The sequence below is a fragment of the Tepidiphilus sp. J10 genome, assembly GCF_006980785.1.
Classification (GTDB): domain Bacteria; phylum Pseudomonadota; class Gammaproteobacteria; order Burkholderiales; family Rhodocyclaceae; genus Tepidiphilus; species Tepidiphilus olei.
Genome location: NZ_SBHP01000008.1, coordinates 281 through 20,703 on the forward strand (window position 1 = coordinate 281; position 20,423 = coordinate 20,703).

19 protein-coding genes are annotated in these 20,423 nt (G+C 62.8%); 14 read left to right on the plus strand and 5 right to left on the minus strand.

Annotation, left to right across the window (positions count from 1 at the left end):
* Nucleotides 1-255: 255 nt before the first annotated feature.
* A complete protein-coding gene (locus EPD81_RS09350; protein ID WP_142805179.1) occupies nt 256-1,014 on the minus strand; it encodes an NRDE family protein in 759 nt (252 codons plus the stop codon).
* A 3-nt stretch (nt 1,015-1,017) separates the two neighbouring features.
* Nucleotides 1,018-2,016, minus strand: a complete 999-nt coding sequence (locus EPD81_RS09355; RefSeq protein ID WP_142805180.1) for a folate-binding protein YgfZ — start codon at nt 2,014-2,016, stop codon at nt 1,018-1,020.
* 244 nt (nt 2,017-2,260) lie between these two features.
* Between EPD81_RS09355 and mltG the strand changes: the two genes are divergently transcribed.
* From mltG to thrC, 9 genes are read left to right on the plus strand one after another with little or no spacing between them, the layout of a single operon-like run.
* A complete protein-coding gene (gene mltG, locus EPD81_RS09360) occupies nt 2,261-3,283 on the plus strand; it encodes an endolytic transglycosylase MltG (RefSeq protein ID WP_142805181.1) in 1,023 nt (340 codons plus the stop codon).
* Entirely contained in the window at nt 3,280-3,915 is a 636-nt protein-coding gene (gene tmk, locus EPD81_RS09365) for a dTMP kinase (protein ID WP_142805182.1), read from the plus strand. The genes mltG and tmk overlap by 4 nt, the downstream gene beginning before the upstream one ends.
* The gene (locus EPD81_RS09370) at nt 3,903-4,919 is read left to right on the plus strand and encodes a DNA polymerase III subunit delta' (protein ID WP_142805183.1); all 1,017 of its coding nucleotides are present in this window, start codon (nt 3,903-3,905) and stop codon (nt 4,917-4,919) included. Before tmk ends, EPD81_RS09370 begins: the two co-directional genes overlap by 13 nt.
* Nucleotides 4,916-5,299, plus strand: coding sequence for a PilZ domain-containing protein (locus EPD81_RS09375; protein WP_221928892.1), 384 nt, complete (start codon nt 4,916-4,918; stop codon nt 5,297-5,299). The genes EPD81_RS09370 and EPD81_RS09375 overlap by 4 nt, the downstream gene beginning before the upstream one ends.
* A gap of 9 nt (nt 5,300-5,308) precedes the next feature.
* On the plus strand, nt 5,309-6,094 hold the full coding sequence (locus tag EPD81_RS09380) for a TatD family hydrolase (RefSeq protein ID WP_142805184.1): 786 nt from the start codon (nt 5,309-5,311) through the stop codon (nt 6,092-6,094).
* A 23-nt stretch (nt 6,095-6,117) separates the two neighbouring features.
* Nucleotides 6,118-6,801 (plus strand): ankyrin repeat domain-containing protein, encoded by a 684-nt coding sequence (locus EPD81_RS09385; protein WP_185955417.1) that lies wholly within the window; start codon nt 6,118-6,120, stop codon nt 6,799-6,801.
* 27 nt (nt 6,802-6,828) lie between these two features.
* Entirely contained in the window at nt 6,829-8,007 is a 1,179-nt protein-coding gene (locus EPD81_RS09390; RefSeq protein ID WP_142805186.1) for a M20 aminoacylase family protein, read from the plus strand.
* The gene (locus EPD81_RS09395) at nt 8,004-10,508 is read left to right on the plus strand and encodes an ABC transporter permease (protein WP_142805187.1); all 2,505 of its coding nucleotides are present in this window, start codon (nt 8,004-8,006) and stop codon (nt 10,506-10,508) included. Before EPD81_RS09390 ends, EPD81_RS09395 begins: the two co-directional genes overlap by 4 nt.
* 30 nt (nt 10,509-10,538) lie before the next feature.
* The gene (thrC, locus tag EPD81_RS09400) at nt 10,539-11,969 is read left to right on the plus strand and encodes a threonine synthase (protein ID WP_142805188.1); all 1,431 of its coding nucleotides are present in this window, start codon (nt 10,539-10,541) and stop codon (nt 11,967-11,969) included.
* Nucleotides 11,970-12,033: 64 nt separating this feature from the next.
* Here the strand turns inward: thrC and nadC are convergent, their stop codons facing one another.
* On the minus strand, nt 12,034-12,882 hold the full coding sequence (gene nadC, locus EPD81_RS09405; protein WP_142805189.1) for a carboxylating nicotinate-nucleotide diphosphorylase: 849 nt from the start codon (nt 12,880-12,882) through the stop codon (nt 12,034-12,036).
* A gap of 53 nt (nt 12,883-12,935) precedes the next feature.
* Between nadC and EPD81_RS09410 the strand changes: the two genes are divergently transcribed.
* Nucleotides 12,936-13,613: a M48 family metallopeptidase gene (locus EPD81_RS09410; RefSeq protein ID WP_185955418.1), complete on the plus strand. Its 678-nt coding sequence runs from the start codon at nt 12,936-12,938 to the stop codon at nt 13,611-13,613.
* A 12-nt stretch (nt 13,614-13,625) separates the two neighbouring features.
* Here the strand turns inward: EPD81_RS09410 and EPD81_RS09415 are convergent, their stop codons facing one another.
* Nucleotides 13,626-14,297: an OmpA family protein gene (locus EPD81_RS09415; RefSeq protein ID WP_142805191.1), complete on the minus strand. Its 672-nt coding sequence runs from the start codon at nt 14,295-14,297 to the stop codon at nt 13,626-13,628.
* A 37-nt stretch (nt 14,298-14,334) separates the two neighbouring features.
* The gene (aceK, locus tag EPD81_RS09420; protein WP_142805192.1) at nt 14,335-16,131 is read right to left on the minus strand and encodes a bifunctional isocitrate dehydrogenase kinase/phosphatase; all 1,797 of its coding nucleotides are present in this window, start codon (nt 16,129-16,131) and stop codon (nt 14,335-14,337) included.
* 347 nt (nt 16,132-16,478) lie between these two features.
* On the opposite strand from aceK, the gene icd reads away from it, so the two are divergent.
* The 4 genes from icd to EPD81_RS09440 all read left to right on the plus strand — a co-directional run bounded on the left by icd (nt 16,479) and on the right by EPD81_RS09440 (nt 20,417).
* A complete protein-coding gene (icd, locus tag EPD81_RS09425; RefSeq protein WP_142805193.1) occupies nt 16,479-17,723 on the plus strand; it encodes an NADP-dependent isocitrate dehydrogenase in 1,245 nt (414 codons plus the stop codon).
* A gap of 159 nt (nt 17,724-17,882) precedes the next feature.
* A complete protein-coding gene (locus EPD81_RS09430) occupies nt 17,883-18,137 on the plus strand; it encodes a DUF4212 domain-containing protein (protein WP_116543469.1) in 255 nt (84 codons plus the stop codon).
* Nucleotides 18,138-18,149: 12 nt separating this feature from the next.
* Complete coding sequence (locus tag EPD81_RS09435) at nt 18,150-19,949, plus strand: sodium:solute symporter family protein (RefSeq protein ID WP_142805194.1); 1,800 nt, start codon at nt 18,150-18,152, stop codon at nt 19,947-19,949.
* Between the two features lie 75 nt (nt 19,950-20,024).
* Nucleotides 20,025-20,417, plus strand: a complete 393-nt coding sequence (locus tag EPD81_RS09440; protein WP_142805195.1) for a hypothetical protein — start codon at nt 20,025-20,027, stop codon at nt 20,415-20,417.
* Nucleotides 20,418-20,423: the final 6 nt, after the last annotated feature.

The window sequence follows — 20,423 nt, forward strand, 5'->3', positions numbered from 1 at the left end:
CGCCGCGCCGATGATACTGGAGCTCCGCCTCCGGGAACGTAGGTCAGCGTCAGACATCCCCTACCCCGCACACCAAGAACCCCCTGCCAAAACGGTAGGGGGTTCTTGCGTCAACCCGGCGAGCACACAAAAAACCCGCTGCAAGCGGGTTTTTTGGTTCGTTGCTCTGGGTCCGAAAAAGGAGCAGCCGCGCGTTCCCTTTATTCCCTGTCCGTTTCTGCGCTCTTGCTATGGTGAGTGCTTTCGGGGTTTGCGCTAAACACCGGGCAAATCGAAGCGTGCGCTAGAGGATGGATTCCCCGTTTCATCCCAGGTAATTTCCTCGACCTCTGTGTGCCCGTCGCGGTGCTGCAATACGAAGGTGCTACATCGGGTACCGTATCCCGGCGCTTGCACGAAGATGGCGGACAAAGCCCGTTCCCAGTCGGCAGGGATACCGGTATCGGGCAGAAGCTCATCCGGAGCGTGCGAACGGTCGGTGAGGAGCGTGATCAGTCCTTCCTGCGTCGGTCGGGGAAAAATCGCTTTCTCCAGCAGGGTTCGGGCGCGTTCTGCTTTGGGCCAGGGGGTGTTGAGCAAGGCGTTCGAGAGGACGTGCAGACCGGGAGAAATCGGCCCGATACGACCGGTACGCGATTCCAGGATCGCTGCTTCGTCACGGTCGATCACGATCAGGTTGAACGGTGGGTAATCGCTCTTGTGCTCCGCGATGCGTTCGAGCACGTCCACGGGGGGATCGTCGGCCATTGCCGCGGCCACGACGAGCTGCCCGCGGCTGGGAGCTCCGGCCCGGTGTTGCGTCGGGTCCCGGTAGTTGGTCAGCGCAGCCAACCGGCCGGTACGGCTGAGCGCGAGCCAAGTTCCTCCACCCGTGAGGTCTCGACCGGCAAGGAGCGGTAGGTCCGGCCACCAGTGCATGGGTTCGGCCGGGCGATCGAAGTATTCGTCGCGGTTGGCGGCAAGGATGAGGGAATACTCCGGATGTACTTGCCAGGCGAAGGCGATGAGGCACATGGTTCAATCCAGTGAATAGGGGAGCGACAGGATTTCAGCCTGTGCGCCTTCGGGTGATCCGAGATGCACTTCACCCGATTCAGCCGCTTCGCGTTGGAGTACGGCGAGCAGCTCGAACCCACCTTCGGGGCGGAGCGCCGAAAGCACGACGCGTCCAGCCCCTTGTCGCCCAAAGACTGGAGAAAAGCACTCGTCTCCCGCCTGCGGGGGCGAGCCTTCGGCAGTACCGAGTCGGTACATACGCTTCTTGACGCGCCCGAGATAGTGTGTGCGCGTTACGATTTCTTGTCCGGGATAGCAGCCTTTGGTGAAGCTCACTGCGCCGAGGCGATCCAAGTTGATCCATTGTGGCAGAAATTCTTCCTGGTTGACGGGAAGCAACCATGGCAGGCCGTGGCGTATGAGTGCAAGGCGCCAGTGAACGGTGCCGCCGGGAGCGTACCGTTCGGTGAGTCGGGTGGTGAAATGCTCCGGGGCTTCCTGTGCGGGGAGGAAATCGAGTACGAAGTCGGGCCCCAGATGGAGAAAACGGCGCTCACCGACCGTTTCGAGCACGGGCGGCAGGAATGGCGCCTGCGGAGTGAGGGAGGGGAGTCTGGCCATGGTGACCAACCCGTCTTCGTATGTGAAGTCGACTTTGCTGCGCAATCGGTAACGAAGGAGCGTGGTGCGCAATGGTTCGGCGAGCGATGCCTCGAGTATCAAAAAGAAGCGTTCCGCCGCGTCTCGCCATAGGAGCACGAGGGCTAGGGTTCGTCCTTTGGGGGTGAGCAGCGCTGCCCAGCGCGCTTCGCCGCCGATGGAGAGGGATTTTATGTCTTGGGTCAGGAGGTTGTGCAGTAGGCTGGCGGCATCTGGACCTTCTGCGCGCAGTACGGCCAGGTTGGGTAACGGCACGATGTACGGAGGTTGCGCCGCTGCATTCGGTGGGATCGACTCGTCCGCTTCGATTCGGTAACCCAGATCGATGAGGTGTGTGAAGAACGTGCTGGGGATGGGCATGGGGAACGGCGTGTATGTGGGTTTGTCGTGTGTACATTATAGGGCGCTCCGAATAACCTACTGCGCGGCCGTATGCCGGGGTGGCGTGGTGCTTGCTTGCTCACCTATCGAGGAGGTATGTCCGGCATCCTGCGTTCCCGGCACCTTGCCCTGCATTCGCTCGCTACGGTTTTTCGTGGTGCCCCTATAAAATCGTGATTGTTACTTTGTGCCGGGCGCACGGCGTGGCTTTGGAGTCGGGAACATGACTGTGGAAAAAGGTGGCAGAAGGCGTTGGCTCTGGGGTGGGCTCCTTGCCTTTGCCGTGCTTTTTGCCGTGGTGGCGGCGACTGCATGGTGGGTGTACGTGCGACCTTTGCCGCTGGCTGCCTCCTCGCTGGAAGTGGAGGTGCCGCGCGGCGCATCCGCTTTGGAGGCAGGGCGTCATCTGGCGCGCCAGGGAGTCGGTGTGGAGCCGTATGCCTTCTATCTTCTGGCGCGCTTTTCTGGGGGAGGGCCGATCATTGCGGGCTATTATCGAGTGGAGCATGGGCTGACGATGTCGGCCTTGCTCGACTTGCTGCGCCGAGGTGAGCGTATCCTGGAGACCATCACCATCGTCGAGGGCTGGACTTTGGCCCAGATGCGTAGTGCGATCGATCGTCATCCCTGGGTGGAAAAAACCTTGGTCGGCGTGGACGAGCAGACTTTACTTTCCGCGATTGGTGCGGAAGAAGCCTTGCCCGAAGGGCTCTTCTTCCCCGATACCTATGTGTTCGATCGCAAGACTACGGATTTGGTGCTCTACCGCATGGCATATCGTAAGATGCAAGAGGAGCTGTTGGCGGCGTGGCAGGCGCGTGATCCGGAGTTGCCGCTGGCTTCGCCCTATGAGCTGCTCATCCTGGCGTCCATCATCGAAAAAGAGACGGGGAGGTCGGACGAGCGGGGCAAGGTGGCTTCGGTCTTCGTCAACCGCTTGCGCCGCAACATGCCGCTGCAGACCGATCCGACCGTGATCTACGGTATGGGCGATTCATTCGAAGGGAAATTGTTGCGACGCCATCTTCGGGAGGATCATTCCTACAATACCTATACTCGCGGTGGTTTGCCTCCTTCGCCCATTTGTCTCCCGGGGCGAGAGTCACTGTGGGCGGCGGCAAGGCCGGAAAAGACCGATTTCTTTTATTTCGTGGCGCGCGGCGATGGGTCGAGCGAGTTTTCGCGTACGCTCGAAGAACACAACCGCGCGGTGGCCCGCTGGCGGAGAGGACGGGGCGCACCATGAGGGAATCCGTGGCGCGCGTACCTTTCATCACGTTCGAGGGAATCGACGGGGCGGGGAAGTCTACCCAGATCGAGGCCTTGTGCCTATTTTTGCAGCAGCGAGGCACGTCTTTCGAGCGCACGCGTGAGCCGGGTGGCACGCCGCTCGGTGAGCATTTGCGCGAGGTGGTTCTGTCGGAATCGATGACCCCGGAGACCGAGCTCCTAGTAATGTTCGCTGCTCGCCACGAGCATCTCCATGCGCGGATCTTACCGGCGCTCTCGGCTGGACGTTGGGTGGTCTGTGATCGCTTCGCCGACGCTTCTTATGCCTATCAGGTGGGGGGGCGAGGCGTAGACGCGGGGCGGTTTACCCTCATCGAGCGCTGGGTGCTGGGGGGAGTACGCCCGGATCTGACTTTTCTCTTCGATCTCGACCCGGCCGTGGCAGCTAGGCGGCTCGCTCAGACCGGGGCGCGAGGTCGTGACCGTTTCGAGCGGCTCGACGAGGCGTTTTTTGCCCGGGTGCGTGCTGCTTATCTCGAACGGGCGGGACGCGAGCCTCAACGTTTCGTCGTGCTCGATGCGACCGATTCGCCCGAGGTGTTGTCGCGACGAGTGATTGCGGAGGTGCAACATCGATGGCCGAGTTGATGCCTTGGCTCGAACCGTTCTACCGTCGTTTCGTGGCGGCGATGCGGGGCGGTCAAGCGCCTCAGGCGCTCATTCTCGGCGGACCGGCCGGGGTGGGCAAGCAGCGCCTAGCGGAAGTGCTTGGCGCTCGCTGGTTGTGTGAGCGGCAGCCCGAGTCGGGGGATGCGCCCTGTGGTCAGTGCCGCGCTTGTCGCCTGCTGCTGGCCGGCGGGCACCCACGGTCCTGGCGGCTCGTGCCTGCTGCCGAAGAGGGGAACGAAGGCAGGCAGATCACGATCGAACGGATCCGGGAGGTGCAAGAAGGTTTGAGCTTGGCCGAAACCGGGCGCCGGGTGGTGACGATCATGCCGGCGGAGGCAATGAACCGGTTCACCGCCAATGCCTTACTCAAGGTCTTGGAGGAGCCCCCGGCAGAGGTATTATTTTTATTGGTGACGGATGTCCCGCAAGCCTTGCTGCCGACGGTGCGGAGTCGCTGCCAGCTTTGGTGGATCGTGCCGCCATCGCGGGAGGTAGCGCTGCTCTGGCTCCAGACCCAAAAGGACGGAGATCAGGCCGTGAGTCTGCTCGATCTTGCCGGTGGGGCGCCACTGGCCGCCTTGCGTTGGGCACGCGCAGGCTGGGGAGAGTGGTTCGAACGGTTTCTCGGTGAGGTCGGGGGAGCGGCGTCGCAGGCACCTCTGGCCTGGGCGGCGGGGCTGGAGTCCTGGCTCAAGTCGAAGGAGACTCGGGACAGCGGCTTCGATCTGGATGCGTGGATGGATTGGTGGTTGCGCTGGTTGCACGATTTGGCTCGAATCGCCGCTGGCGCCAAGGCATGTTATTTTCCTCGGTCCGAGGCGCGGTTGCGCGCTCTCGCGCGACATGCTTCTTTGCGTGCATGGATCGCGTTGGAAGCCAGGGTCAGGGCGCGTGCGCAATGGGTGCGACATCCGCTCAACTTACGCCTCTATCTCGAGGAAGTTTTGACGGCTTACGCCGAAACGCTTGGAGCGAAACGATGATGCAGGAGAATGGACCGCGTACCGATGGACCGAATACCGAGGTCAGGCCCACGGTCTTGTCGCTGAACGTGGCCAACGTCAGTGCCTTGTACGCGGCTTTCATGCCTTTTTTGCGGCGTGGTGGCGTGTTCGTGCCGACGACCAAGCACTACGATCTGGGAGACGAGGTATTTCTTTTGCTGCAATTGCCCGACGAGACCGAGCGTTTTTCGGTGTCCGGCTCGGTGGTGTGGATCACTCCCTCGGGGGTTCCCGGCAACCGGGTGCAAGGAATCGGCGTGCATTTCGCCGAATCGGAGTCCTCTGAGCAGTTGCGCGTGCGTATCGAGCGCAAGCTGGGTGCTTTGCTCGGCTCTGGCCGTACCACACATACTTTGTAAAGGGAAGCGATGTCCTTTCTGGTCGATTCGCATTGTCATCTCGATTTTCCTGGGCTGGCGGAACGTCTGCCGGAAGTGCTGGCGAACATGGATGCGCTCGGTGTAGGCTGGGCCTTGTGCATCGGTGTGACCCTGGAGGATTTTCCCAAGGTCTTGACGGTCGCGCGCAGCGACGATCGGCTGTGGGCGAGCGTCGGCGTGCATCCCGATCACGAAGGGGGTGAGGAGCCGACGCTGGAGCGACTCGTCGAGCTCGCGGCCGATTCCAAGGTCATCGGCATCGGGGAGACGGGGCTAGACTATTATCGGCTCACCGATCGTCCCGAGTGGCAGCGCGAGCGCTTTCGTACCCATCTGCGGGCGGCGCGTGCCTGCGGCAAGCCGGTCATCGTACACACGCGCGCCGCGGCCGAAGATACCCTGATGATCCTGCGCGAGGAAGGGGCCGAGGCCGTCGGCGGAGTGATGCATTGCTTCACCGAATCGCTCGAGGTGGCACGCGCGGCGCTCGATTTGGGGATGTATATTTCCTTTTCCGGCATTCTCACTTTCAAGAACGCCGCGGCGCTGCGCGAAGTGGCCGCGTACGTTCCCGAGGATCGCATCCTCGTGGAGACCGATGCGCCATATCTCGCGCCGGTGCCGCACCGAGGCAAGACGAACGAGCCGGCTTACGTGCGTTTCGTGGCCGAGTGCCTCGCCCAGGTGCGCGGCGTGTCGTTCGAGCGCATCGCCGAGCGCACCACCGAGAATTTTTTCCGCCTCTTTTTCGGGACAAAGAACTCTGCCCAATGAGCGATACTTCGAGAAAATATTTCATGGACATGACAAGCCCGAGGATGATGGTTCTGGCCTTTGTCTTGAGCTTGGGTATCACCGCGGCTCGGGCGTCCGACCTCGTCGAGGACACCGAGTTCGCCGTACAAAACGGCGACACGGCCACGATGCAGAAACTCCTCGCCAAAGGGATCGATCCGAACACCACCGATGCACAGGGGAATCCGCTCTTGAGCCTTGCTGCTGCCAATGGCGACGAAGCGATGGTGGAGCTGCTGCTGCGAGCGGGCGCTTCTCCCAATCGGCGCAACCTCCTCGGGGAGACGCCTGCGATGAGGGCAGCCCTCAAAGGAAACGCCAAAGTGTTGCAGCGTTTGATCGACGCCGGCGCCATCATCGACCACGCGGGCTGGACGCCTTTGCATTATGCGGCGCTCGGGGGGAATGTGGAGTGTGTCGAAGTGCTGCTGCGTGCCAAGGCCGACGTGAATGCTCCCGCGCCCAACGGGAGCACGGCCTTGATGTTGGCGGCACGCAATGGTCACGTGGACGTGGTCAAGCGTTTGCTCGCTGCTGGAGCGGACACCGAGAGACGCAACGAGGATGGGCGCACGGCAGTGCTCTGGGCGCTCGAGAAACGGCAGACCGAAGCGGCCGAGCTCATCGAGAATGCTCGACGTGCCAAGGGTTTGCCGCCAACCAAGGTGCAGCTCGTGATCGAGTGAAGGGGTTCTCGAGGCTGGGAGGGGGCGATGGAGGCAAGACGATGGTTGGTGCGGGCGCAGTCCCGCGAACGGGTGTGGCGTGAATGGCGGCACGAGTTGCACGCACATCCGGAGCTGGCTTACGAGGAACGGCGTACCGCTGCTTTCGTCGCCGAACGTTTGCGCTCCTTCGGGCTCGATCCGGTCGAAGGTTTGGCGGAGACGGGGGTGGTCGCGGTGCTCGAGGGGCGAAGGGGCGAGGGGCCGATGATCGCACTGCGTGCCGACATGGATGCACTGCCCATCCCCGAGGCCAATACCTTTGCGCATGCTTCGCGCGAGCCGGGCAAAATGCATGCATGCGGCCATGACGGTCATACGGCCATGCTCCTTGCCGCTGCGGAATTGCTCGCTGGTGATCCGGCGTTTGCAGGGACCGTGGTTTTCGTTTTCCAGCCCGCAGAAGAGGGGGGAGGAGGGGCGAAGCGCATGGTCGAAGAGGGGTTCTTCGAGCGCTATCCCGTGCGCGAGATCTATGGCATGCACAACTGGCCAGGATTGCCGGTGGGTCAATTCGCAGTGCACTCCGGTCCGGTGATGGCCGGTACCGAGCGTTTTCGCATCGTCTTGCGCGGACGCGGAACGCATGCAGCCATGCCGCATTTGGGTGATGACGTCATCGCCGCAGGGGCGGCGCTCGTGCAGTCCTTGCAGACGGTGGTGAGCCGTCGGGTGGATCCGCTGCAGGCGGCAGTGTTGTCGGTGACGCAATTCCATGCCGGGCATGCCTTCAACGTGATCCCCGCGGAGGCGGAGCTCGCCGGGACCGTGCGCGCCTTCTCCCCGGAGCTCTTTTCCCGCATCCGCGAGGCGATCGAGCGCATCGGGCAGGGGGTGGCGTCGGCTTACGGCCTTTCTTTGGACGTCGAGTGGGACGAAGGTTATCCACCCACGATCAATACTGCTTCTGCGGCGGCCCGCTGCGCCGAGGCCGCAGTGGCGCTCGTCGGGGCGCAGAACGTGTGCCGTGAAGCGCTGCCGTCGATGGGCGCGGAGGATTTCGCTTTCTTTTTGCAACACCGCCCCGGGGCCTATGTCTGGATCGGCAACGGTCCGGGCGAGGGAGGGTGCCTCTTGCATAGTCCTCATTACGACTTCAACGACGAACTCTTGTCTTTGGGAGCGGCCTATTGGGCCACGCTCGTCACCCATGTGCTCTCGGCATGAGTAGGCGAGTCACACTACACCTGCTGCGGCGGGATCTGCGTACGCCGGCGTTTGCCGCTATCATTGCGGCGCTGGCTCTCGCCGTGGCTGCCGTGGGCAGCGTTCTGTGGCTCAACGATCGCCTGGGACGTGCGTTGCTGCAGGAAGCGGGAGCTTGGCTCGGCGCCGATGCCATGATCACCGCCAATCGCCCCTTGCGAGCCGAGCTTCTTGCTTGGCTCGAGGAATATCCTGAGATCGAGCAGGCCCAGAGCGTGGCCATGGCATCGATCCTGCGCGTGGGCGAGCGCTGGCAATTGTCTTCTCTGCGGGCCATTCCTCCTCGTTATCCCCTGCGTGGGCAGTTCGTGCTGAGGCGTAGCGCCGAGGGGGGACGGGAAGAAACTTTACAAGGGGGTCCGGCACCAGGAGAGGTGTGGGTCGATGAGTCGCTCGCCGGGCTACTCGGCGTCGGTCCCGGCGACGAGGTCCGGGTGGGGCGCCTCTCCTTGCGCGTCTCTGCCATCGTGCGCCTCAATCCGGAACATGGGGGAAATTTTCTCGATCTGTTGCCCGAATCCTGGATCAGCCTCGCCGACTTGCCGGCTAGTGGTCTCCTCGGGCCTGGCGTGCGGGCTCAGTGGCGTGTTCATTTGAGTGGCCCCGAGTCGGTGCTACGTCGCGTGGCACGAGAGGCAACGGCGCGTTTGACCAAGGGTGAGGAGTTCGTCTCGCTCGAAGACGCTCAGCCGGCAGTGAAGACTTTACTCGAGCAGACGCAGCGTTTCCTACGTCTGGCGGTGTTGGCGGCGACGGCTCTCGCCGCCGTCGCCGTGGGACTGGCAACTCGCCGCTTCGTGCGCGATCGGCTCGATACCGCCGCCTTGCTGCGTTGTTTGGGGGCGAGCCGTTACCGGGTGGCGGCGATCGTGCTCGGAGAGTTCGCCGCAGCGATCGTGCTCGCTCTCCTGCTCGGGGCAGTGCTGGGATTACTCGCGCAGCAGGGGTTCGCTTCGCTCGCTGCACGGGTGATGGAGACTTCCAGTCTTCCCGCGCTGCGGTGGTGGGCTGCGTGGCCGGCGGCTCTGCTCGCCCTCCTGCTCGCCTTCGGATTTGCCGTGCCTCAGCTCGTGGCGCTCGCGCAGGTGACACCGCTAGCCGTACTGCGGCGCAACCTGGGGGGCTGGCGTGGTGGAGTGCTCGCTACGGCCGCGTGTGGGGCGTTCGCACTTTTTGCGCTCACGGTCTTGCTCGCGGGTGAGGTGCGATTGGCTGTCGGTGTCTTTGGTGGATTGATTCTGGGCTTCGTCCTGCTGCTGGGCGTGGGATCGGCCGGGTTTGCGGCCTTCAGACGTTTTTCTGAGGGGGCGGTGGTTCCGCTGCGGCTCGCCTGGCGAGCGCTCGGCAACCAGAAAGGGCTTGCCGCCCTGCAGGCCAGTGCGCTTGCTTTGGGCTTGGCAGCGTTGTGGCTGTTGGCCATCGTGCGTGGCGACCTGTTGGAATCCTGGCGTTTCAGAATTCCTCCGGATGCCTCCAATCGTTTTCTCCTCAACGTGCAGGCCGATCAGGTGGAAGGGGTGCGTGCCTCGTTTGTCGAGGCGGGGTTCGACGAGCCGCGTTTCTGGCCCATGGTGGGGGGCGCCCGCTTGGTTGCGATCGATGCAGTGCCGGTGAGCGACGAGTCTTTCACGGACGCGCGCGCGCAGCGGTTGATGCGGCGAGAGTTCAACTTGAGCCATGGGCTGACCTTGCCCGCAGACAACCGCGTGGTGGCCGGGCGCTGGCACGGTGAGCCCGGCGCGCCGGAGAACGCACTTTCGGTCGAGGAGAGTCTGGCTCAGACCTTCGGCCTGCAGTTGGGGAGCCGCTTGCGTTTCGTCATCGACCTGCAGGAGGTCGAGGGAGTCGTAACCAGCATCCGGCGACTGCGTTGGGAGTCGATGAACGTCAATTTCTTCATCATTACCCATCCGTCTCTGCTTGAATCATTCCCTGCCTCTTGGCTGACGAGCTACCGCTTGCCGCCAGGCCGGGAAGCGTTCGAGCGGACTTTGCTCGAGCGTTTTCCCAATGTCACCGTGATCGACGTCGGGCGCATCCGCGAGCAGTTCGAACGCATGAGCGACCAGGTGGCTGCGCTGTTGCAGGCGGTATTTTCTTTCACCTTGGGGACGGGCGCGCTGGTGTTGGCGGTAGGCTGGATGTTGGGACAGGAGGAGCGGCTCCAGCGTGTGGCCATCCTGCGGGCGTTGGGGGCGCGGCGCCGACAGATCCTCGCCACGCTCGCGCTCGAGTTCGCCACGCTCGGTGCCGTGGGGGCGCTGGTTTCGGTCGTTTTGAGCGCGGGGGTAGGTCTGTGGCTCGCGGCTTCGGTCTTCCGCCTGGAAGTGGCGCTCAGCTGGGGGGTGCTCGCCGCAGCGGGGGGGCTTGCCGTACTTGGGGTGGTCGCCGTAGGAATGGCCACCGTGCAGCCACTGCTGCGTCGCCCGCCCCTCGAGGCTCTGCGCGCGAGCGTCGTATAATCGCGGCTATCGTTCGATCTCGAGGTGGCCGTGGAGTACTTGTCGACGCGTGGGCAGGCGCCCGTACTAAAGTTTTCCGACATCTTGCTGGAAGGGCTCGCCGCCGACGGCGGGCTCTACGTGCCGGCGCAGTATCCCCACATCGCTTCCGCGGAGCTCGCGCGCCTGTCGCGGCTGCCTTATGGGGAACTCGCCTGGGAGCTGCTGCGTCGCTATATCGACGATATCGCCGAGGACGAGCTCGCCCGCTTGGTGGTGCGTACCTACACCGCAACGCGCTACCCCTTCGCCCGTCATCCGGCGCGCGCCGCGCGCATCACGCCGCTCACCTGGCTGGAAGAGGGGCGTTTCGGGCTTCTCGAGCTCTCCAATGGCCCCACGCTCGCCTTCAAGGACATGGCCCTGCAGCTGCTGGGCGAGCTTTTCGAGCATGTGCTCGAGCGCCGCGATGAGCGCTTGAACATCCTTGGCGCTACCTCGGGCGATACCGGTTCGGCCGCCGAATACGCCATGCGTGGGCGCGGGCGCGTGCAGGTCTTCATGCTCTCGCCGGCCGGGCGCATGAGCCCGTTCCAGCGCGCGCAGATGTATTCGCTGCAGGAACCGAACATCCACAACCTCGCCGTCGAGGGGACCTTCGACGATGCCCAGGACATCGTCAAGGCGGTGAGCCAGGATGCCGATTTCAAGCGCCGTCACCGCATCGGCGCGGTCAATTCGATCAACTGGGCGCGCATCGCCGCGCAGGTGGTCTATTACTTCGCCGGTTACTTCCAGGCAGTCGATCGTGTGGGCGAGCCGGTGGCTTTCGCCGTGCCCAGCGGCAACTTCGGCAACATCCTCGCCGGGCACATCGCCCGCCAGATGGGGCTACCCATCGGGCGCCTGATTTTGGCCACCAACGAGAACGACGTGCTCGACGAGTTCTTCCGCACCGGCGTCTATCGCCCGCGCGCATCGAGCGAGACGTTTGCCACGTCCAGCCCGTCGATGGACATCTCCAAGGCCTCGAACTTCGAGCGCTTCGTTTTCGATCTGGTTGGGCGCGATACGGAGGCGCTGCGCCGGCTGTGGCGGGCTCTGGAGACCCAGGGGCACTTCGATCTCGAGGGCACGCCGTATTGGGCGCGCTTGCCGGAATTCGGCTTCGTCTCCGGTCGCAGCACGCATGCCGACCGGCTCGCGGCCATCCGCGACGTCTGGACGCGCCACCGGGTGCTCATCGATCCGCACACGGCCGATGCGGTGACGGTGGCGCGGCGTGCCGGTATCGAGGACATGCCGGTGGTCGTCCTCGAGACGGCGCAGGCGGCGAAGTTTGCCGAGACGCTGCGCGAGGCAGTAGGATTCGAGCCGCCGCGCCCGGCCGAGCTCGCCGATCTGGAGCAGCGGCCGCAGCGCGTGATGCGCTTGCCGGCCGATGTGCAACAGGTGAAGGACTATATCGCGGCGCATGCCTGAGGGTGTGTAAATCGTTCCGGAGGGCGACCCCCTTGCCTGTGTGGGGGTCAGGTCCTCCGGAGGCTCAAGTTTCGAGCAGGCGCAAGGAGAGGTCGACGGCCCGCACGTCCTTGGTGAGCTTGCCCACCGAGATGCGGTCGACGCCCGTCTCGGCGATCGCCCGCACCCGGTCGAGGTCGACGCCGCCGGAGACTTCGAGCTCGGCGCGGCCGGCGTTGATCCATACGGCCTCCTTCATCTGCTCGAGCGTCATGTTGTCGAGCAGGATCATCTGCGCCCCGGCTTCCAGTGCTTCGGCGAGTTCGTCGAGCGTCTCCACCTCCACCTGGATGAAGGCGTGCGCCGCCTCCAGCGCTTGGGCCCGCGCGAGCGCCTGGCGGATGCCGCCGGCGGCGATGATGTGGTTCTCCTTGATGAGGATGCCGTCGTAGAGCCCCAGCCGGTGGTTGGTGCCACCGCCCACGTGCACGGCGTATTTCTGCGCCAGACGCAAGCCCGGCACCGTCTTGCGCGTGTCGACGATGCGGGCGCGCGTGCCCTCGACCGCGCGCACGTAGGCGCGCGTGGTGGTGGCCGTACCGGAGAGCAGCTGCAGGAAGTTGAGCGCCGTGCGCTCGGCGGTGAGCAGCGCCCGGGCGTTCGCCTCCACTTCGCACAGCGTCTGCTCGGGCGCGACTTCCGCTCCTTCGGCAGCGTGCCAAGTGAAACTTGCCGAAGGGTCGAGCACGCGTAGCGTTGCCTCGAACCAGGGTTGGCCGCATAGGACTGCCGCTTCCCGGCTGATGACGCGGGCGCGCACACGCGCTTCGGCTTCGATCAGGCGAGCGGTGAGATCGCCCGTACCGACGTCCTCGGCGAGCGCCTGGGCGACGTTGCGCTGGACTTCGATGCGCAGGGCTTCGGTGAAGAGCATGATGACGACCTCGTAGGGTGGCGTGGACTGGGGCTATGGTAGCATCGCTGACCATGAAAGCCGAAGCCGGATTCCTGGAGGTCGACGGGGAAGTCGTGGAGGTGCGGCGCAAGCCCATCCGCCACTGGCATCTTCGCGTCGTGCCGCCCGACGGACGTTTGCGCGTGTCCATCCCCTTGCATGCCGACGGGGAGGCGGTATCGGCCTGGATACGGGGAAAATTGGCTTGGGTGCAAAAACAGCGATCGCACTTGCGCCGAGCGTCGGCAGACCGGGCTTGGCTCTTCGGCGTACCCTATCCCCTGAGGATCGTTTCGGGCGGATCCGATGATGCGCCGGTTCTTTTCAGCGAACGGGAGGGGTTCCTGGTGCAGGGCGTCGGGAACCGGGAGAGCGCATGGAAGCTTTTGCGTGCCTGGCAAGGGGAACGGCTCGCAAGGTTTCTGGAATCGTTGGTGCCTCAGTGGCAAGAGCGGATGCAGGCTCCTTCCATTCGGTGGCGCATCCGTCCCTGCACATCCATTTGGGGAAGTTGCACCCGGGCCACGAGGCGTTTGACGTTCAACCTCTATCTGGCCGAGCGCCCGTCAGAGCTCATCGAATACGTGGTCGTCCACGAGCTCGCCCATCTGTTCCATGCGCACCACGGCCCGGCGTTCTGGGCCCTGGTGGCGCGCTACCTGCCGGATTGGCAACAGCGGCGTAGCGCGCTCAGACGGCCCCTGGGCTGAATCTTCGGCCGGTCAGCCTCGACCCTGCTGATCGACGATGGGCACGAGCAAAATCTCCACACGGCGGTTCTTGGCCCGACCCTCGGGGGTGCGGTTGTCGGCGATGGGTCGGGTAGCGCCGAATCCCACGGTCTGGATGCGATTGGTCGGCACGCCGCGCTGGATGAGGTAGCTCGCCACTGCCTGGGCGCGGTTCTCCGACAGCGTCTGGTTGAAGGCCGCCGAGCCGGTGGAGTCGGTGTGCCCTTCGATGCGCACGATGGTGTTCGGATACTGCTGCAGGCTCTGGGCGAGCTGGTCGAGCACGCCCATGAACTGCGGCTGCAGGGTGGCGCTACCCGTTTGGAACGTGATGGCCTCGGGGGCTTGCAGGCGGATCGTATCGCCCTGACGCTGGATTTCGACGCCGGTGCTGGCCATTTGGCGGCGCAGCTCCGCTTCCTGCTGGTCCATTTGTCGGCCGATGAGACCGCCTACGGTGGCGCCCACCGCGGCGCCGATGAGCGTGCCACCGGTTTTGGCATTGTCGCTGGCAACGGCCCTGCCGACTACGCCGCCTGCTACGGCGCCGATGGTGGCGCCGGTGGCGGCCTTCGCATGCTCGCCGCGGTAGGGGTTCTCGGCACAAGCCGTGAGCAGCACGGTGGCGCCGAGCAGGAGGAGGGGAAATCTCGTCTCGTTCATGGCAGTTCGTTCCATCATGATTTTTTGTCATTTTACATCATGGGATCTCGACGGCGGTTCGGGGTAACGAAGGCTTTCGCCGTTTCGGTGGGTAGAGATTGCAGAAACGTAACTCCTCGCCGTAGGGGAAGAAATCCTCCACCAACCCGGCGCGGATGCGTCGTTGTACTTCCTGCCAGAATTGGGGCGTGAGCAGGTCACGGTGGTATTTGAGGAAGGCTTTGCGGATGCGCGGATCGCCCAGGAGGAAGGTGGCGAACTCTTCGGGAAAGACGTCGAGCGGCCCGGCGCTGTACCAGGCTTCGCTCGAGAACTCCATCTCGGGATAGGGCGCCAGCGGGATGGCGCGGAAATTGACGTCGGTCATGTACTCGATCTCGTCGTAGTCGTAGAACACGACGCGACCGTAGCGGGTGATGCCGAAGTTCTTCCATAGCATGTCGCCGGGGAAGATGTTGGCGATGGCCATCTCGCGGATTGCATTGCCGTATTCGCGCACCGCATGTTCGAGCGTCTCCTCGTCGGCATTTTCTAGATGCAGATTGAGCGGTGTCATGCGCCGTTCGATGTAGAGATGTTTGATCACGATCTGGTCGCCCTCGATCTCGAAGGAGGAGGAGGCCACTGTACGCAGCTCTTCGAGCAGCTCCGGCGAGAAACGAGCCAACGGCAGGGCCACCTGGGAGAATTCCAAAGTGTCGGCCATGCGACCGACCCGGTCGACGCGCTTGACCATGAGATATTTCTGCCGCACCGTTTCGCGGTCGATGTTCTTGCTGCTGCCGAAGACGTCCTTGATGATCTTGAAGACGTAAGGGAAAGAGGGTAGGGTGAAGACGAGCATCACCATCCCCTTGATGCCGGGGGCGATGATGAAGTGGTCGTTCGAGTGGCGCAGATGGGCGATGAGATCGCGGAAGAACATTGTCTTACCCTGCTTGCCCAGCCCCAGCATGGTGTAGAGCTCGGAGCGTGGTTTGTTGGGCATGATGGAACGCAGGAAATTGACATAGCCCGAAGGCACTTCCATGTCGACGAGGAAGTAGGCGCGCGACAGCGAAAAGAGCACCGAGATGCGCCAGGCTTCGAGCAGGATGGCGTCGACCACCAGCATGCCCGATTTGCCGTGGCGCACGGCCACCGCGAAGGGGTATTCCTGGTGCCCATTGATCGCCTTGCCGATGACGTAGGCGGTCTTGTTGCGGTAGAAAGCAGAGTAGAGCACCTGGATTTGCGCGTTGACTTCGGGTGCCGGCCAGCGTCCGCCCAGATGGCGTTTGACGGTGCGCAGGATATGGACGACGTCGCGGTCCAGATGCTCGAAAGGCCGTTGCCAGTCGAAATCTTCGAGGATGCGCCGGATGGTGCGTCGCAGCCCCTCTTCCTTGGGATAGTAACTGGTATAGACGGGCGGGTAGGATTCGATGTATTCAGTGGAGATCGCCGGGCGGGCGAAAATGTATTGATTGTTGAAGTAGCTGCGATGCAGGATTTTCGTCGTCACCGAATTGAAGAAGGTCTCGGCGAGTTCCGGTTGCTTGTGTTCGAGCAAATGGCCGATATAGTGCAGCTTCACTTGCTGCCAGATCGCATCGTCGAGGTTGGCGATGTCGAACGCGCGGCGCAGGCGCTCGACGGTCTCCTCGACGCGCCGATCGTAGAATTCCACGCGCTCTCGTACCGCTTCGAGCAACTTGGACCAGTCTCCGGCTTCGAACAGTTCTTTTGCTCGTCCCGAGGTGGCGCGGAAGATTCGATAATGACGATCAAACCCTTCGATCATCATCTGGGCCATGGTCTCGGCGATACGTTCGGGCGGCAGAGGGTACTGCATCGCGTCTACTCCTCGTCTTGGAAGGACGACAACGGGGTGTCTCGAAAAATCGCCGCGAGCCTTCATGGGGCAGGGCAGCGTGAGTGCGTGGGATGCGATCCCGGTCGAATCGACGCACGGGCATCCGGTCATCACACCCCGCCGTGCGGCCGCGCGGGTCGTTGTTCGAAGTGCTCGATGATACCTTGCGGCGGAGGGGGCTGGGGGGCGGCGTTCTTTCGGATCGTGGAATTTTATTGGATAATACGAAACGGTGGCGCCCTGGGGCGCTGGAAGATGCGGGGCGGAGGCTGCGGGTGAGCTGCGGCCGTCGCATGCCCGCGATGATGACATCAGGGAGAATGACCGTGAGCGAGTCCAAGATCGAGGTACCTGCGGGTGGCCAGAAAATCGTATTGGGGCAGCCCATCCCCGACAATCCCATCGTGCCTTACATCGAAGGCGATGGCATCGGGATCGACATTACACCGGTGATGATCAAGGTCATCGACGCGGCCGTCGAGAAAGCCTATGGTGGCAAGCGCAAGATCCACTGGATGGAAGTCTACGCCGGCGAGAAAGCCACGCGCGTCTATGGGCCCGACCAGTGGTTGCCGGAAGAAACGCTCGCGGCGCTCAAGGAATTCGCCGTTTCCATCAAGGGGCCGATGACCACGCCGGTGGGCGGCGGCATCCGCTCGCTCAACGTGGCGCTGCGCCAGGAGATGGATCTCTATCAATGCATCCGTCCGGTGCGCTACTTCAACGGCGTGCCTTCGCCGGTCAAGCGTCCCGAGCTCGTCGACATGGTGATCTTCCGTGAGAATACGGAGGACATCTACGCCGGCATCGAATGGCCGGCCCAGTCCGACGGTGCGCGCAAGGTGATCGACTTCCTGCAGAACGAAATGGGCGTGAAGAAGATCCGTTTCCCCGAAACCTCGGGAATCGGGATCAAGCCCGTGTCGATCGAGGGCACCACACGCCTGGTGCGCGCGGCGATCCAGTACGCCATCGACAACGACCGCAAGTCGGTGACCCTCGTGCACAAGGGCAACATCATGAAGTTCACCGAAGGGCTCTTCCGTGACGTGGGCTACCGCGTGGCGCAGGAGCAGTTCGGCGCCCAGCCGATCGATGGCGGCCCATGGTGCAAGTTCACCAACCCGAAAACGGGGCGCGAGATCGTGGTCAAGGACGCGATCGCCGACGCCTTCCTGCAGCAGATCCTGCTGCGTCCGGCCGAATACGACGTGATCGCCACGCTCAATCTCAACGGCGACTACATTTCGGACGCGCTGGCGGCGCAGGTGGGCGGCATCGGCATCGCCCCGGGGGCGAACGTCGGCGACCTGTACGCCGTGTTCGAAGCCACGCACGGCACGGCGCCGAAGTACGCCGGCCTCGACAAGGTGAACCCCGGCTCGCTCATCCTCTCGGCCGAAATGATGCTGCGCTTCTTCGACTGGAAAGAAGCGGCGGATCTGGTCATCAAGGCGATGGAGCGTACCATCCAAGACAAGATCGTCACGTACGACTTCGCCCGGCTCATGGAAGGAGCCACCGAAGTGAGCTGTTCTGGCTTCGGCGAGGCGATGATCGCCCGCATGTGATCCTGGCTTCGTGTGCAGCACAGAAGAAAACCCGCCGCAAGGCGGGTTTTTTCTGTAAGTTCTATGTAAGCGGATATTTATACGATTAATAGGGCCAGGGTGGCATCGATGCCCAGGCTCGCACTCTTTTGCTACCGAAGAGGATGAAGGAGATGGAAAATGAATAAATCGCCGCAAGCTTACTGGTCGGCGACCCTGCGATTGATCTCGATCGTCCTGGTCGTCTGGTTCATCGTGTCTTACCTCGCGGGAATCATCCTTGCGCCCGCGCTCAACTCGATCCATCTCGGCGGCTATCCGCTCGGGTTCTGGTTCGCCCATCAAGGATCGATGTACGTCTTCGTCGCATTGATCTTCTACTACGCCTACGCGATGGACAAGATCGATCGCGAATTCGACGTGCACGAAGAATAAGGAGCGACGATCATGTCCGTGCAAGCTTGGATTTACTTGATGGTGGGACTGTCGTTCTCGCTGTACATCGGCATTGCGATTTGGAGCCGGGCGGGATCGACGGCCGAGTACTATGTCGCCGGAGGCCAGGTCAATCCCGTGATGAACGGCATGGCCACTGCCGCCGACTGGATGAGCGCCGCTTCGTTCATCTCCATGGCCGGCATCATTTCGACCATGGGCTATGGTGGAGCCTTGTTCCTCATGGGCTGGACCGGGGGCTACGTGTTGCTGGCGATGCTGCTTGCTCCCTACCTGCGCAAGTTCGGCAAATTTACGGTGCCGCAGTTCATCGGCGACCGGTTTTATTCGAAGAGCGCAGCGGTGGTGGCGGTGATCTGCCTGTTGGTGGCCTCGATCACCTACATCATCGGCCAGATGACCGGCGTCGGCGTGGCTTTTTCGCGCTTCCTCAACGTGTCGAACGAAGTCGGTATCTACGTCGGGATGGCGATCGTCTTCATGTACGCCGTGTTCGGCGGCATGAAAGGGATCACCTACACCCAGGTGGCCCAGTATGTCGTGCTGATCATCGCCTACACGGTTCCAGCGATCTTCATCTCGCTGATGCTCACCGGCAATCCGATCCCACAGCTCGGTCTTGGCTCCAAGCTCGCTGGCAGTGATCTGTATTTGCTCGAGCGGCTCGACCAGATCGTCACCGACCTCGGCTTTGGCAAGTACACCACGTCGGTGCCGGGCAGCTATCTCAACATGTTCATGTACACCCTGTCGTTGATGATCGGGACGGCGGGTTTGCCGCACGTGATCATGCGCTTCTTCACGGTGCCGAAAGTGCGTGACGCGCGCATGTCCGCGGGTTGGGCGCTGGTGTTCATCGCCATTCTCTACACCACGGCTCCGGCGGTGGCGGCGATGGCGCGTTACAACCTCTTGGCCACCGTCTACCCGGCCGCGCTGGAGAACAAGCCGCTGGTGGCTCCGGATCAGGGCATTCGCTACGACGAGCGCCCCGACTGGTTCAAGCGCTGGGAGCAGACGGGTCTGCTGAAATTCTCGGACAAGAACGGGGACGGGCGTATCCAGCACTACAACGACAAGAACGCCGCGCTTCAGGAGAAAGCCGAGCAGGTGGGCTGGAAAGGCAACGAGCTAGACGTCAATGCCGACATCATCGTCATGGCCAACCCGGAGATCGCCATGCTGCCTGGCTGGGTGATCGGTCTGGTGGCGGCAGGGGCGCTCGCAGCGGCCCTCTCGACGGCGGCGGGCTTGCTACTGGCGATCTCTTCGGCGATCTCGCACGATCTGGTCAAGGGGGTGTTCAAACCGGATCTCGACGAGAAAGGGGAACTGCTCACCGGACGGATCGCGATGGTGGTGGCCATCCTCGTGGCGGGGTATCTCGGGCTCAATCCTCCAGGCTTTGCGGCCGGTACCGTGGCCCTTGCCTTCGGGATTGCGGCATCCTCGCTCTTCCCCGCGATCATGATGGGTATTTTCTCCAAGAAGATGAACAAGGAAGGGGCGATCGCCGGCATGCTCGTCGGTCTGTTCGTCACCCTCTTCTACGTGTTCGCGCACAAAGGCATCTTCTTCATCAAGGGGACCGAATACCTCGGGTTGATCGGTGGGGCGAACAGCTTCTTCGGGATTACGCCGGAAGCCTTTGGTTCGGTCGGAGCCATCGTGAACTTCATCGTCGCTTTCATCGTCGATAAATTCACCAAAGAGCCGCCGGCGCATATCCAGGAGCTGGTCGAGAACGTCCGCGTCCCTCGCGGGTCCCAGGTGATCAAGGGCGCCCACTGAGTACGAGCGGGTCTTGACCCCACGAAATCCGCCGGCCCAATCGAGGGCCGGCGGTCTTGCTTGAAGGAGGATCCCATGGCGGACGTCCACGTCGTCGTGAGTTTGGTGCTGAATTGGATATTGTTTTTGTCGCTGTTTCCGCTTTCTTTCATTTGGTTGAGGCGGGCGTTTCGTATCCTGTTTCTCAAGGATTTTTCCGAAGTCGCCTTGCGGCGTGGTGAGCCGCCGCCCAATCCGGAGAAGTATGCGCCTTATACGGCCGTGATCAACCTCGTGGCCGGAGGCATTCTGGTTTATGTCATCTTCGGGGTCATTGCCGTGGGCATGCCTTTCGGCACCTGGACGGCGATCGCGGGTACCACTCTCTGGATGAAACTCTTCTTCGATTTTGCCTTGGCGCGACAGGCGCACTGGCAGGTCAAACCGCGTAAGGGTGGGCAGGAGCGCAACCCCTCACAGACGGTATAGTCTCTG

Coding starts and splice junctions, on each gene's coding strand:
- EPD81_RS09350 (WP_142805179.1), bottom strand. CDS start 1,014: ATGTGCCTCATCGCCTTCGCCTGGCAAGTACATCCGGAGTATTCCCTC.
- EPD81_RS09355 (WP_142805180.1), bottom strand. CDS start 2,016: ATGCCCATCCCCAGCACGTTCTTCACACACCTCATCGATCTGGGTTAC.
- mltG (WP_142805181.1), top strand. CDS start 2,261: ATGACTGTGGAAAAAGGTGGCAGAAGGCGTTGGCTCTGGGGTGGGCTC.
- tmk (WP_142805182.1), top strand. CDS start 3,280: ATGAGGGAATCCGTGGCGCGCGTACCTTTCATCACGTTCGAGGGAATC.
- EPD81_RS09370 (WP_142805183.1), top strand. CDS start 3,903: ATGGCCGAGTTGATGCCTTGGCTCGAACCGTTCTACCGTCGTTTCGTG.
- EPD81_RS09375 (WP_221928892.1), top strand. CDS start 4,916: ATGATGCAGGAGAATGGACCGCGTACCGATGGACCGAATACCGAGGTC.
- EPD81_RS09380 (WP_142805184.1), top strand. CDS start 5,309: ATGTCCTTTCTGGTCGATTCGCATTGTCATCTCGATTTTCCTGGGCTG.
- EPD81_RS09385 (WP_185955417.1), top strand. CDS start 6,118: ATGGACATGACAAGCCCGAGGATGATGGTTCTGGCCTTTGTCTTGAGC.
- EPD81_RS09390 (WP_142805186.1), top strand. CDS start 6,829: ATGGAGGCAAGACGATGGTTGGTGCGGGCGCAGTCCCGCGAACGGGTG.
- EPD81_RS09395 (WP_142805187.1), top strand. CDS start 8,004: ATGAGTAGGCGAGTCACACTACACCTGCTGCGGCGGGATCTGCGTACG.
- nadC (WP_142805189.1), bottom strand. CDS start 12,882: ATGCTCTTCACCGAAGCCCTGCGCATCGAAGTCCAGCGCAACGTCGCC.
- EPD81_RS09410 (WP_185955418.1), top strand. CDS start 12,936: ATGAAAGCCGAAGCCGGATTCCTGGAGGTCGACGGGGAAGTCGTGGAG.
- EPD81_RS09415 (WP_142805191.1), bottom strand. CDS start 14,297: ATGAACGAGACGAGATTTCCCCTCCTCCTGCTCGGCGCCACCGTGCTG.
- aceK (WP_142805192.1), bottom strand. CDS start 16,131: ATGCAGTACCCTCTGCCGCCCGAACGTATCGCCGAGACCATGGCCCAG.
- EPD81_RS09430 (WP_116543469.1), top strand. CDS start 17,883: ATGAATAAATCGCCGCAAGCTTACTGGTCGGCGACCCTGCGATTGATC.
- EPD81_RS09435 (WP_142805194.1), top strand. CDS start 18,150: ATGTCCGTGCAAGCTTGGATTTACTTGATGGTGGGACTGTCGTTCTCG.
- EPD81_RS09440 (WP_142805195.1), top strand. CDS start 20,025: ATGGCGGACGTCCACGTCGTCGTGAGTTTGGTGCTGAATTGGATATTG.